At 36.0% G+C, this 13791-nt stretch carries 14 protein-coding genes and 1 riboswitch; of the genes, 13 read left to right on the plus strand and 1 reads right to left on the minus strand.

The window, feature by feature from the left end:
- The first annotated feature begins 82 nt into the window (after positions 1 to 82).
- Positions 83 to 895: a Cof-type HAD-IIB family hydrolase gene (locus JL53_RS04860; protein ID WP_038406950.1), complete on the plus strand. Its 813-nt coding sequence runs from the start codon at positions 83 to 85 to the stop codon at positions 893 to 895.
- 305 nt (positions 896 to 1200) lie between these two features.
- Here the strand turns inward: JL53_RS04860 and JL53_RS04865 are convergent, their stop codons facing one another.
- The gene (locus JL53_RS04865; protein WP_003719030.1) at positions 1201 to 1458 is read right to left on the minus strand and encodes a DUF1294 domain-containing protein; all 258 of its coding nucleotides are present in this window, start codon (positions 1456 to 1458) and stop codon (positions 1201 to 1203) included.
- Between the two features lie 80 nt (positions 1459 to 1538).
- Between JL53_RS04865 and JL53_RS04870 the strand changes: the two genes are divergently transcribed.
- From JL53_RS04870 to JL53_RS04930, 12 genes are all read left to right on the plus strand, one after another.
- A complete protein-coding gene (locus JL53_RS04870; protein ID WP_038406951.1) occupies positions 1539 to 1916 on the plus strand; it encodes a RidA family protein in 378 nt (125 codons plus the stop codon).
- A 63-nt stretch (positions 1917 to 1979) separates the two neighbouring features.
- Positions 1980 to 2077, plus strand: a riboswitch (SAM riboswitch).
- A gap of 94 nt (positions 2078 to 2171) precedes the next feature.
- On the plus strand, positions 2172 to 3275 hold the full coding sequence (locus JL53_RS04880; RefSeq protein WP_003719033.1) for a 5-methyltetrahydropteroyltriglutamate--homocysteine S-methyltransferase: 1104 nt from the start codon (positions 2172 to 2174) through the stop codon (positions 3273 to 3275).
- A gap of 103 nt (positions 3276 to 3378) precedes the next feature.
- Positions 3379 to 4479 carry an excinuclease ABC subunit UvrC gene (uvrC, locus tag JL53_RS04885; RefSeq protein WP_003719034.1) on the plus strand — a complete coding sequence of 367 codons (1101 nt, stop codon included), beginning with the start codon at positions 3379 to 3381 and terminating at the stop codon, positions 4477 to 4479.
- A 169-nt stretch (positions 4480 to 4648) separates the two neighbouring features.
- Positions 4649 to 6091, plus strand: a complete 1443-nt coding sequence (locus tag JL53_RS04890) for an amino acid ABC transporter substrate-binding protein/permease (protein ID WP_003719035.1) — start codon at positions 4649 to 4651, stop codon at positions 6089 to 6091.
- Positions 6084 to 6812: an amino acid ABC transporter ATP-binding protein gene (locus JL53_RS04895; protein WP_038406952.1), complete on the plus strand. Its 729-nt coding sequence runs from the start codon at positions 6084 to 6086 to the stop codon at positions 6810 to 6812. Before JL53_RS04890 ends, JL53_RS04895 begins: the two co-directional genes overlap by 8 nt.
- Before the next feature lie 352 nt (positions 6813 to 7164).
- On the plus strand, positions 7165 to 9186 hold the full coding sequence (locus tag JL53_RS15145; RefSeq protein ID WP_052010561.1) for a MucBP domain-containing protein: 2022 nt from the start codon (positions 7165 to 7167) through the stop codon (positions 9184 to 9186).
- Between the two features lie 288 nt (positions 9187 to 9474).
- Complete coding sequence (locus JL53_RS15950; protein WP_052010563.1) at positions 9475 to 11043, plus strand: MucBP domain-containing protein; 1569 nt, start codon at positions 9475 to 9477, stop codon at positions 11041 to 11043.
- Positions 11044 to 11253: 210 nt separating this feature from the next.
- Entirely contained in the window at positions 11254 to 11400 is a 147-nt protein-coding gene (locus JL53_RS04910; protein WP_003719041.1) for an Lmo0850 family protein, read from the plus strand.
- A 223-nt stretch (positions 11401 to 11623) separates the two neighbouring features.
- Positions 11624 to 12382, plus strand: coding sequence for a hypothetical protein (locus JL53_RS04915; RefSeq protein WP_003719042.1), 759 nt, complete (start codon positions 11624 to 11626; stop codon positions 12380 to 12382).
- A 79-nt stretch (positions 12383 to 12461) separates the two neighbouring features.
- Positions 12462 to 13016, plus strand: a complete 555-nt coding sequence (locus tag JL53_RS04920) for a TetR/AcrR family transcriptional regulator (RefSeq protein WP_003719043.1) — start codon at positions 12462 to 12464, stop codon at positions 13014 to 13016.
- A 15-nt stretch (positions 13017 to 13031) separates the two neighbouring features.
- Positions 13032 to 13373: a DMT family transporter gene (locus tag JL53_RS04925; protein WP_003719044.1), complete on the plus strand. Its 342-nt coding sequence runs from the start codon at positions 13032 to 13034 to the stop codon at positions 13371 to 13373.
- A 2-nt stretch (positions 13374 to 13375) separates the two neighbouring features.
- Entirely contained in the window at positions 13376 to 13696 is a 321-nt protein-coding gene (locus JL53_RS04930; protein ID WP_003719045.1) for a DMT family transporter, read from the plus strand.
- Positions 13697 to 13791 lie beyond the last annotated feature (95 nt).

Consider the following 13791-nt stretch of genomic DNA (forward strand, 5'->3'; position numbering starts at 1 on the left):
TTCCCAGCTAGAACCAAGGGGATTTCTGCTTTTTTAGTATGCTATAATGGCGTTAAAGACAAGCCGATAAAGGAGAGAAAAAATGATTCAAGCTATTTCAGTAGATATGGATGGCACTTTTTTAGATGCGCATGGTGAATATGATCGTGGACGTTTTGAAAAAATTTATGCGAATTTGTTAGAAAAAGAAATGAAGTTTATCGTGGCGAGTGGCAATCAATACTATCAACTTAAATCTTTCTTTCCAGGTAAAGATAGAGAGATTTATTATGTTGCCGAAAATGGAGCTGTGATTTTTCACAATGAAGCGTTAATAACTGTCAATCAATTTCCAAAACATTTAGTTGAAAAAATTCTCTATACATTGACTCAAGAATACCTAGATTTACAAGTGATTCTTTGCGGGGTGAAGAGTGCCTATTTACTTAAAGCAGCTAATCCCACTTTTAAAGAATTTGCCAAAAAATATTATGTTGAATTAAAAGAAGTGGAATCTTTTGTCACGCTGCCAGAGGACACTTTTATTAAATTTGCTTTAGATGTAGCAATTGACCAAACAGCGCAAATTGTCGAACAACTGAATCAGACATTTCAAGGCGATATTCGCGCAGTAGCAAGTGGACATGGTAGCATTGATATTATTATTCCAGGCGTAACAAAAGGAAGTGCAATCAAGCAGCTTTTGAAAGAATGGAACATGAGTAGTGAAAAGCTACTTGCTTTTGGAGATGCAAATAATGATTTAGAAATGCTTGAGCTTACCCCTCTTAGCTACGCGATGAAGGAAAGTAGCAAAGAAGTGCTTGCAAGAGCTAAGTATGTGGCTCCTTCAAATAAGGAAGCAGGAGTATTAACAACGATAGAATATTATTTAAATGCAGAAAAAGAAAAGTAAGCAGCTACTTGTTTGTATTGTAAATAAAATGAACTGTGCCAAAAAGAGAAAATTTATAGTGAAGTAACTCCCTGGTTATTAGTGAATCCTTTATAATATCCAATATATAAATAGAACCAAAAGCAGACCTCCATGGAAAAAATGGTTGCGTTCTTTTGGTTCTAATAATAAAAGAAAATAACTAGCGTAGTGACAAGTAAATATCATGTGTTGCTACTTATTTCTGATGGGAACTAGCCTGTAAATCAATCGCTTTATCATATAATAGCAACTGGACAAAACGGAGGCGCATCTATAGTCCTCCTTTAATATACCCACCAAATAACTACACCAACAGTCCAAACCATCGCTAGCGGAACAAGAATCCGGAACTTTGTTTTTTGTGTTTTATGATGAAAAAGTTGCATCGACATCCAACTGCCGAATGCTCCGCCGAGAAACGCTGTAAGAAGAAGGGCAGATTCTGGGATACGGTAGGCATGCTTGATTGCTTTTCGTTTATCAATAGCGAACATTAGAAATGAAATAACTGTCATCGCGATGAAATAAATCGTTAAAACCATGATTAACTCCCCCTTTAAATTGCTAAAATAAACTTTATTGATTAGAATAAAAGCATACCACAAAAGAAAGCAGGGATAAAATGGCAAAGGAAATTATTCAAACAAATAATGCGCCAAAAGCACTCGGACCTTATTCACAAGCGGTAAAAGTAAATAATTTTATTTTTACATCTGGACAGCTTGGAATTAATCCGGAAACAAAAGAATTAGCTGAGGGAGCGGTTAAACAAGCAGAACAAGCCTTTCAAAATCTTTCCGCTGTATTAGAAGAAGCGGGATCAGGACTAGATAAAATTATCAAGGCCACGGTTTTTTTCAAAGATTTAAACCAATTTACAGCAGTTAATGAAGTATATGCGACATTCTTTTCCAATGATTTCCCAGCTAGAAGTGCTTTCCAAGTAGCGAAATTACCCCTCGATGCTGAAATTGAAATCGAAGTTGTCGCAGAAGCATAAATATTCAGAAAAAATTTGACAATCAATTAGACGAAACGATATAATAATAATCAATTACATAGCAACTTATCAAGAAAGGTGGAGGGTTCTGGCCCAATGAAACCTTGGCAACCGGAGTTTTCACGGTGCCAAATCCAGCAGATAATACTGATAGATAAGGCATGCGAATCAGGTAAATTTCTCTTTCCCTCAAAAGCTGTCTTTTAAGGGGAAGTTTTTTTGTACATAAAAATAACTAGAATTGAGGCGAACAAAATGAAACAAGTAGCACCATTTTATGCAGACCATGTAGGAAGTATTTTACGGACAAAGGCGATTAAAGATGCACGAAGCAAATTCGCGGCAGGCGAAATTTCAGCGAAAGAACTACGCAAAATCGAAAATACAGAAATCAACTATATTGTTAAGAAACAAAAAGAAGTTGGGCTAAAAGCAATCACGGATGGAGAATTCCGCCGAGCATGGTGGCATTTTGATTTCCTGGAAAATTTGGATGGGGTAGAAGGATACGATGCAGCAGGTGGAATTCAGTTTAGCCAAGTGCAAACAAAATCGCATTCGGTGAAAATTACGGGTGCCATTGATTTTACGACACATCCTTTTATTGCTGATTTTCAGTTTTTAAAAGAAGCCGTTGGTACGGATCATGTGGCAAAGCAAACTATTCCAAGCCCAGCAATGCTTCATTATCGCGGGGATATTGAATATCAGCCATATCTGGATAATCCGGAAAAGTTTGCTAGTGATTTAGCAAAAGCATATCAAAAAGCAATTCAGGCCTTTTATAACGCCGGTTGTCGCTATTTGCAATTAGATGATACTTCTTGGAGTTATTTATGCTCAGATAAACAGCGAGAAGTAGTTCGGGAACGTGGTTTTGACCCAGATGCCCTACAAGAAACATACAAAAAATTAATTAATGAAGCAGTGAAAAATAAACCAGCAGATATGGTTATTACAATGCACATTTGCCGGGGAAATTTCCGTTCTACTTGGATCGCTTCTGGTGGCTATGGTCCAGTAGCGGAAACTTTATTTAGTAACCTAAATATTGATGGCTTCTTTTTGGAATATGATAACGAGCGATCCGGTGATTTTGCGCCTTTAAAATATGTTAATCGAGCGGATCTTAAAATTGTCCTTGGCTTGATTACATCCAAAACTGGCGAATTAGAAGACGCGGAATTAATCAAAGCACGTATTAAGGAAGCGAGTGAAATGGTTCCACTTAAACAATTACGACTTAGCCCACAATGCGGCTTCGCTTCTACGGAAGAAGGAAATATTTTAACGGAAGAAGAGCAATGGGAAAAATTACGTTACATCGTTAAAATTGCAAAAGATGTTTGGGGTGATTAAATAAGTGAAAGAACTAGTTGAAAGTTTTCAGTTAGTTCTTTTTTTATCTTTACAAATAGGACGGTTAGCGCTAGAATAAGTGTTCTAGAAGGAGGCTATTCCTTTGAACACTCAATTACAACAAAAATTAACATTACTGCCTGAATCGCCTGGATGTTATATATATAAAGATGAAAATCAAGAAATTCTCTACATTGGTAAATCAAAATGCTTAAAAAACCGAGTAAAGTCTTATTTTACTGGCAAACAAGTTGGCAAAACAGCGCGACTCGTCCGGCAAATTCGCGATTTGGAACTCATTATTACAAGTTCTGAAAAAGAAGCATTGCTGCTCGAAATGATTTTAATTCAAAAATACCAACCGCCTTTTAATAGACAATTAAAGGAAGGGCCAAGTTATCCCTATATCAAAATTACCAATGAGAAAAATCCGCACATTGAAGTAGTTGTTGAAACAAAAGCAGATGGGGCACACTATTTTGGCCCTTATCCAGGTCGATATTCTGCAAGACAAACCGCGATGTTAATCGAAAAGTTATATCCATTATGTAGATGCGACGGAAAACCAGGTCGCCCGTGTTTGTACTATCATCTAGGTCTTTGCTTAGGCCCATGCCAAGCCGAAATCGCCCCAGCTGTGTATCAAGCACAAATTCAAAAAATCACTCGGTTTTTAGAAGGCGATGTCAAAGCGGTCAAAACCAAACTGACACAAGACATGCAAGTTGCGACTGAAAAACTACAATTTGAAAGAGCTGCGGAACTTCGTGATACCATCCAAGCCATTAATGAAACCATTGAAAAGCAGCATATTATTTTCCCAGGGTTAAAAAACCGTGATCTCATCGGTTGTTACGAACAAGATAATCATTTAAGTGTTTTTGTCTTTTTCGTTCGAAATGGTGCAATCAATGGAACCAAATGGCACGTTTTTGAAATCCAAAAGTCGCTTCAAGAAGATTTGGCAGACTTTATCAATCAATTTTATCAGGATCCAAACAATATCCAACCAAAAGAGTTGCTGATTGCAGAAAAAATAGATAAAATGTCTTTGTCAGCCTCACTTCAAAAAGTAACATCCTTTCCACAAAAAGGCGGGAAAAAGAAACAAATAAATTTAGCAGTCGAAAATGCCAAGAGTACCTATATCGCTTATGCCAAAATGAAAGAATATGATTTCGAAAACCAATTACACAATAGTTAGAAGCTAGCTTTCACTGATTAGCTTCTTTCTTATGTTGTGTTGAAAATCTTATCGCAAATAACTATGGTCAATAATGTACCCTTATGGTAAAATCTTACGAGGACGGAAAAATTCAATGCTACATAAAATAATTAATTATAGCTAAACATATATAAAGGGAGGACAAAATATGAAGAAATTTTCACGCTTCATACTTACAATGGCGATCGCTTGTGTGGCCATGTTTATTTTCACAGGAAACGGGTTACATGCCAAAGCGGCAGAAGAAACTTACTTAATTGGGACTGACACCACTTTTGCCCCTTTTGAATTTGAAAAAGATGGAAAACATGTTGGGATTGATATGGATATCCTGAAAGCCATTGCCAAAGATCAAAATTTTAAATACGAAATTAAAGCAATGGGATTTAATGCAGCAGTTCAAGCACTTGAAGCTAACCAAGTAGATGGTGTTATCGCTGGGATGAGTATTACAGACGAGCGAAAACAAAAATTCGATTTCTCTGATCCGTATTTTGATTCCGGTGTTGTTATGGGAATCCTGAAAGATAACGACAAAATTAAAAATTATGATGACTTAAAAGGGAAAAAAGTTGCTGTTAAAACAGGGACAGAAGGTTATGCCTTCGCAGAAAAAATAAAAGATAAATACGGTTTTGAAATTGTTGTATTTGACGATTCAGCCCAAATGTATGATGACGTTAAAACAAGAAATTCTGTCGCATGTTTCGATGATTATCCAGTACTCGCTTATGGTGTTCAAACAGGCAATGGGTTAAAAATCGTAACGGAAAAAGAAAAGGGGAATTCTTATGGATTTGCAGTTAACAAAGGCAAAAACAAAGAACTCTTAGAAAAATTCAACGCCGGTCTAGTGAACATTAAAGCAAGTGGCGAGTATGACGAAATTCTTGAAAATTATTTAGGAAAAGATGCAGTAAAAGAAAATACAACAGAAAAAGGTTTTATGGGAATTATTAAATCTTCTTGGCCGGCACTTTTAGCTGGGATGTGGCTAACAATCAGACTAGCTGTTGTTTCACTAATTATTGCTTTTATAATTGGGATTACATTTGGCTTTATGAAAGTAAGTAACAGCAAAATTTTACGGGGCATTGCGACTGTTTATGTAGACATTTTCCGTGGAACACCTTTAATCGTTCAAGCATTTTTCTTCTACTTTGGTATTCCAGCCGCGCTTGATTTTAGGATGCCAGTATTCTTAGCCGGTGTCATTGCCCTAAGCTTGAATGCAGGTGCCTATATGGTCGAAATCGTTCGTGGAGGAATTCAATCCGTCGACAAAGGACAAATGGAAGCTGCACGAAGTCTTGGTTTACCACACAAAAAAGCAATGTTAAAAGTTGTATTGCCACAAGCCATTCGGATGATGATTCCGTCCTTTATCAATCAGTTCGTTATCACGCTAAAAGACACCTCGATTATGTCGGCAATCGGACTAGTTGAATTAACACAATCCGGAAAAATTATTATGGCGCGTACGTTCGAAAGTACCTGGACATGGCTCATTATTGGAATCATGTATCTAATCGTCATTACTATTTTAACCAAAGTGTCGGATCGTTTAGAAAGGAGGGTACGAAATGACTAAACTCAAAGTAACCGGACTTAAAAAAAGTTTTGGGGCGAATGAAGTGCTAAAAGGCATTGATATCGAAGTGAAAGAAGGCGAAGTGGTTTGCGTAATTGGGCCATCTGGTTCCGGAAAAAGCACCTTCCTTCGCTGCATGAACAACTTAGAAGAAATTACAGCCGGAGAAATCATTGTCGATGATTTTAACATTACTGATAAAAAAGTAGATATTAACAAAGTACGCGAAAATATCGGAATGGTGTTTCAACATTTTAACCTATTCCCACATTTATCCGTCTTAGAAAATATCACGCTTGCTCCGGTAGAACTGAAAAAAATGGATAAAGAAGCGGCGAAAAGCAATGCGCTTCGTTTATTAGAACAAGTGGGTCTAAAAGAAAAAGCAGATGAATACCCAAGTCAACTTTCTGGGGGGCAAAAACAACGGGTTGCGATTGCTAGAGCTCTTGCAATGGATCCAGATATTATGCTATTCGATGAACCAACCTCTGCACTCGATCCAGAAATGGTCGGAGAAGTACTAGCCGTTATGAAAGAATTAGCTAAACGTGGAATGACCATGATGATCGTCACACACGAAATGGGATTTGCTCGTGAAGTTGGCGATCGGGTTATCTTTATGGATGGTGGCTATATCGTTGAAGAAGGTAAACCAGCAGATATATTTGACCATCCAACAAATCAAAGAACGATTAGCTTTTTAGATAAAGTTTTGTAAAAAAATAATCACTAAAAACAGAAATTCTCTTTAGTAACCAATAGAGAATTTCTGTTTTTTTGGTCTGAAACAGTACATCTAGAAAAAAATAATGACTAAAAAAAATAAGATTCAAGCTGCTTTATTAGGAAAAAAGTCTATTTTTAGACAAAAATAAAAGTTTGGAATGGCTCAGTACCAACGATTTATAATTTTATATATTCGCTATAAATATACTTTCACGTTTTTGACACAATATAATTTTTTTCTTTTATACAATGATTCATTTTACTTGGGGGTCGTTTATAATAATTTTGTATCGAATGATGCATTTATTGAAGCAACCTATTTTATACTACAAGGAGATTGGAACATGAAGAAAATATTTAAGCTTTTAGTCATTATTTGTGTTGTGATTGTCAGTGCAGTTCCGTTCAGCACTTTTGCAAAAGAAACGGATGCTACTGATATAGAACAAGAAACTACAGCTTTAAAAGGGGATAATTTGGAAACGACTACTCCAGATAATCAAACAGAAATAAAAGACGAGTCAACTGCAACAGAAGACAAAGCTAAAGAAACTAAAAGTAAAACAGAAAGTGGCACAAAAGAAACCAACTTTCAAACAACAAGTAAGACCGAAAGTGACGCAAAAGAAACATCCGAACCAAGATTAATGGCTGGTGATGCTACTGAGACCAATTTAATTCCAGATGCTAATTTAAGAGCAACCATTAATACAAAATTGGGAAAACCAAGTGATTATATGCCAACGGAAGCTGAGTTGGGAAATTTAAGCGGAAGCTTGGATTTAAGAAATACAACTTATACAACCCTCAATGGTTTACAGTATTTAAAAAAAGTCATGGCACTACAAACAGTTGGGATTACAGCACCAGATGAGGATTTATCTTATATCGCTCAAATGAGTAGTTTGATTTTTTTACAAATCAATACTAGTAGCTTTAAAACAACTGCAGGACTTGAACCACTTACTAGCTTAAGATCATTTCAATGGACTAACAATGGCCAACAGGAATCAGGTACAGGTTCAGGCAATGAAATGGGTGGTAGTTTAGATCCTAGAACTGCCTATGATTTTTCATTTGTAACAAATAATACTACTTTGAGATCTTTAGAAATTGAGGGGGTATATTCCGTTGATCCAAAATATAGCTTCTTAAGTGAATTACCTGAATTGGATCATGTAAGCATTACTGTTTCTAATATGAATGATATTTCATCGCTTGCAGGATTAGACAAATTAACTTATCTTAATGTAAATGCAAATTATATTAGTGATTTATCTCCACTAAAAGATCACCCTGTTTATAAGGATATAAGTGCAGGTTCTCAAGTAGTTGTTCTACCTGAAAGAGACGTATATCAAGGTGATAGTTTAACCATTAATAAACCGATTAAACCTGATACATCAGCAATTGAATATACGCTTCCTGCGAATCCAGTTACTTCGATTGATGGAGATACAATTGTCATGTCCAATGTTACAAATGATTGTATCGTGAATTATCGATTATATAATTATGAAACTGGGGAAAATGATATTTCTACTCCAGGCGTTATGATGGACTTTACGAGTACCGGATTTTCAGCTACTGGTCAATTTAACGGACAAATCATCCAGCCAATCAATGTAAAAGCTCCAGCAGTGGATGCAGCCCCAGTTACTGTGAAATATGTAGATGAAAGTGGAACAAAGCTAGCAGATGATACAATTTTAAACGGTAAAGTCGATGAAACTTATAACACTACTGCCAAAACAATCGAAAACTATCAACTGAAAGAAACGCCTGCGAATCAAACCGGTACTTTCACTTCAGAGCCTCAAACAGTCACTTATATTTATACGTTAAACGATGGGGCGCCGGTTACAGTCAAATATGTAGATGAAAATGGTCAAAATATAGCACCTACAGATACGTTAACTGGAAAAATTGGTACTGCTTACCAAACAAGTGAAAAAATGATTGACGGTTATAAACTAACCAAAACGCCAACGAATGCATCTGGAGTTTTTGGAGTTGATGCGCAAATAGTCACATATGAGTATGAAAAAGAAACCAACATTGATCCAATTAATCCAGTAGATCCAGTAGACCCAGTAGACCCAGTAGACCCAGTAGACCCAGTAGACCCAGCAGATCCAGCAGACCCAACAGATCCAGCAAATCCTATTAATCCAATAAGCCCAGCTGATCCTGTTAAGCCAAATGATCCAACGAATCCACTTAATCCTACTTCTGATCCAGCTGTAGTTAAAGCAACAGAAAAAACTAACTTGCCTCACACCGGTGATACAACAAATCATTCCATGGGCTTAACGCTGGGAAGTTTGTTCCTTGTGTCGGGAGTTATTTTACTAAGAAGAAAGTGAACATCTAATTTTCAAAAGAAGGGCTGAAAAGTCTCAGCTCTTCTTTTAAAGTTATAAATGAAACTCCAAAGCTTGAAGGAATACTAAGCCTAGCCTTGCGGTGAGAACGCCAGCTAAAAGAAGCAACTACATCAGAATTTTTTTTGCAAAAATGTGAAAAATCATTTGTTCAAACATTCACAAAATTCGTTTTTCAGAATCAGTTAGGACTACTTCTCTAGCTGTTGATATAAAAGCAACTTCCTCTTTTGACAAAAAACAGAGTACATATTACAAGGAGAATGGAAAATGAAGAAAATACTAAAATTAGTTGTAATTACATGCGTATTAATTCTCAGCATCGCACCTTTTAGTAGTTTAGCAGAAGAAACGGATAAGGCAGAACAACAAAATGCTAGTGGGAAAGAAACCAATGTTGATGCTCCTTCTACTGAAAATAAAGAAGAATCAACGGAACCAGTATTGCTTGCAGGAAACAGTGATGCCACTTCTTTAGTCCCCGATGATAATTTAAGAGCAGACATTAACGCATTGCTTCAGAAACCAAGCGATTATCAGCCAACCGAAGCCGATTTAAATAATGCTACAGGGATATTAAATTTAACAAACAAAAACTATACTACATTAAATGGTTTGCAATATTTAAAAAATGTTTCGACACTTCAGATTGTCGGAATCACAGCTCCAGATGCTGATGTAGCTTATATAGGTCAAATGAGTGCACTTACTACTTTATGCGTTAATTCAAGTAGTTTTGAAACCACTTCTGGACTAGAACCACTTCGAAATTTAACGAGTTTTGATTGGTCTGCAAATGGTCCGGATGTGGTTGATGATGAGGCATTTACAGCTGAACCAAGAGCAAAATTTGATTTTTCTTTTGTAGCCAATAACTCTAATTTGACTATGTTAACTTTTGATTTAGTTTATTCCACCGATCCTAGTTATGCGTTTTTAAGCCAGCTCGGAAATTTAACTTATATCAGCCTTACCAATTCCAACATGAATAACGTCGCAGCAATTGCTGGGTTAAGTAAGCTAAATTATCTTAATTTAAATGTTAATAATATTGCTGATTTATCACCGCTTAAGAATCACCCTATTTATACAAGTACTTATGCAACAGACCAATTAATCGTTTTATCAGAGAAGGAAGTTACCTCAGGCGATAGTTTAGCAATTGATAAACCAATTCAGCCTGATGATTCTGGAATTGACTACACATTCCCAACCAATCCGAGTATGGTGCTGGAGGGAGATAAAATTGTCATGTCGAACATAACAGAAGGTTGCATTGTTGATTACAAATTATATGATTATAAAACAGGCGAAAAAGATATCCTAGCGCCTGGTGTTTCTATGAACTTCACGAGTGAAATGCTACATTTTGATGGTCGAATTATTCAACCAATTACCGTGAACGAACCAGCTGCAGATGCTGCTCCTGTCACAGTGAACTATGTGGATGAAAATGGAGCAAAAGTTGCGGCAAGCGAAACTTTAACTGGAAAAGTAGACGAGCCTTATCAAACAACTGCCAAAAAAGTGAGTGGCTACAAATTAACCAAGACGCCTACTAATGTAATTGGTGTATTTGAAACGAAAGCACAAACCGTTACTTATATATACAAAAAAGAAGCAGCTGTTAATCCAGTGGATCCGACAAACCCAACGAAGGCAACAGATCCGTCAAAATCAACAGAAATCAGCGTGCAAGTGAAAGCTGAAACGCCAAAAAATACGAACTTGCCAAAAACAGGTGATACGAAATCCAATACACCAATTTTTCTTTTTGCGGGCACTTTACTTATAATTTCAGGAATTGTTTTACTGAAAAGGAGCCCTAAAGCGAAATAAATGACAATAAATGTAGCTTGTTTCTTTATATTAATGAAGAAACAGGCTATAAGATTCGGTTTTCAAACGCTTTCTTGAAAAAATGCGAGTTATTAGGTTGATTTATGAAGAAATAGGGTATTCTTAGGAAAGAGAATATGTTAAAGTAAAGATAGAGAGAAAAACTAAAAAGAGAATGAAAAACAAATTTTTGAAGATGGAGTGATGAGTTTGGATAGTAATCAAAAAGATTTGAATCAAGTAATCCGTCAGCTCAAAGAAAAAGGCATAGTAGTAGAAAAAACGAAATCGCGAAAAGATATTTGGCAAGCTGTTAGTACCAAAGCAATCTCTAACATGAAACTTCGATTGCAGTAAATGAAAAGTGAAAGATTTTTATGTGTGTTTCAATCGTCCTGTGTACTCGGAAAAGTCATAAGACAGATTAAATGACACATGAAATCTCTTCACTTTTTTATTTGTCATCAATTAGTCACCTAGTTTTGATGTTTCTGTTATCCTTTTTAGCCAGAAATGTTGTATGATGGATAGGAAAGCTTTTACCTATTAAAAGAAAATAGAATTAGAGTGAGGCAAATAAATGAAAAAAGAAGCGGTTAATCAACAAGCTATTTATGTTCATATTGATCATGTTATTAATAATGTAGCGACAAGTGGCATTTCTTTTGGTGATTTTTTAAATGGAGTCGGGCAACCGCCTGAAAATATTTTACTGATTAAACACAATATAGAAGACGCGTCATACAATGCACATACAGCTTTTCATTATCTTGAACCAAACGATTTAGCAAATATTCCTAAAGAAAACTTTAGTCCACTTTGTTGGATTGATTTTGAAGATGTAGAACTTCTCAATCAATTGACACCGCAAGAAGTGGCAGAAATGCTTTATTTAGCACATACAGGTCGCCATCTGCGCTCTCCATTTTATTATAAGTTGCAAAATAATTTTGTTTACTTAACGAGAGAGGACGGCCGCTATAATAAAATTTATTATCGCAATTTAAATCATTTTTATATATTACTTAGTTTTGTTATTGCACGAAAAACATCAGATCTTGTCAACGAAAAAACATTCTTATCCTTTGGTAAGAAAAAATACGTTGCTGAACCGCCAGTAGAATTACTGAAAAAGATGTCAGATCATTTTCGTGATGGTGCCTGTATCGCATTCGATGATGTCGTTAAAACTCGAACACAAATCGAGGTACCAATTGGTTTAGGATTAACCGAAGAAATGACCGAACTCGAAATCTCGTCAAAAATATATTATGAGCAAGAAGTGGCGAAATTAGTTTATGATTTGAAACAAAATGAATGGAATTATATTGAGAAATAAAAAATCAAACTTTTTCCTTTACGTTTGATTTTTTATTTGGTATCATTTAACTAATGAACGTTAGTTAGGAGGATGGCTAATGACGAAAAAACTAGTAAAAGAAGCAGCGTTATCCCTTTTTGCAGAAAAAGGATATGATGGTACAGCTCTTTCAGAAATAGCTAAAGTAGTTGGAATCAAAACACCATCGTTATATGCTCACTTCTCGTCGAAAGAAGCCCTTTTTTTAGAAGTATATCAAGATAGCATTCAAGCGGAATTGAGGGGGTTACAACAAGTATCACAAAAGGAAAGTTTGGTTGGAGAAGAGAAACTCCGAAAGATATTCTTTGTGGCGACAGATTTTTCCAGTAATCCAGATGAAAAAAAATTCTTTCAGCGGGCGGTTTTCTATCCACCAAAATCGCTTTTTCAAGAACTAAAGGAAGAGACGAGGACTTATGAACAACTAACGAATGATATTTTGCGGGAAACGTTGGAACTTATAGTAACAGAAGCAGTTCTAGTAAGGTGGATGCATGTATTTTATGCACTATTAGATGGTCTAAGTGTGGAACATGGAATTTATGATGAAACGGAATTTGAATTGCGCCGGAACTCCGCTTGGGAAGTTCTCGCAAGTTTACTTAAATAATTGGAGGTAAGGAAATTGGCTTGGTTTTATTTGATTTTGGCAGGTTTATCAGAAATTGTTTGGGCTTTTGGATTGAAAGAATCGCACGGATTTACAATGCTCGGTTGGAGTCTTTTGACAGTAGCCTTTTTAATTGTTAGTTTTGGCTTATTTTCGATTTCCATGAAGTCGATTCCGATTGGAACAGCGTATGCCGTGTTTACCGGAATTGGTGCGGCAGGGACAGCCATTATTGGTATGTTATTTCTATCAGAAAGCGTTTCTTTTTGGAAAATTATATCGTTACTTGTGTTATTAACAGGCATTATTGGATTGAAGTTGGTCGACGGTCAGGAATCAGAAAAGGATGGTAGATAAAAATGGATTGGATATTCTTATTTATTGCGGGATTATGTGAAATGGCCTTTGTTGTAATGCTGAAGCTTTCAGAAGGGTTCAAACGATTTGGCTATGCGGCATTAACTATTTTATTTATGTCAGCGAGTTTTTTCTTACTATCTCTCTCTCTTAAAACGATTCCAATTGGGACAGGTTATGCAATTTGGACAGGAATCGGCGCAGTCGGGAGTGTAACACTTGGCATGATTGTCTTTAAAGAACGAAAGAGTGCTGGGAAATTGTTATTTATTACGATGATTATTGCCGGTGTGATTGGATTGAAATTAACATCTGGAGTTTAATAAAGTAGGTTGAAAAAGTCCTTTTTGGAGTAAGAGAGCGTTGGTCTTATTTAAAAAAGAAGATTTTTTCAACCTATTTTTTAGTTATGCCTTTT

It is taken from the genome of Listeria ivanovii subsp. londoniensis (assembly GCF_000763495.1).
GTDB classification, from domain to species: Bacteria; Bacillota; Bacilli; order Lactobacillales; family Listeriaceae; genus Listeria; species Listeria londoniensis.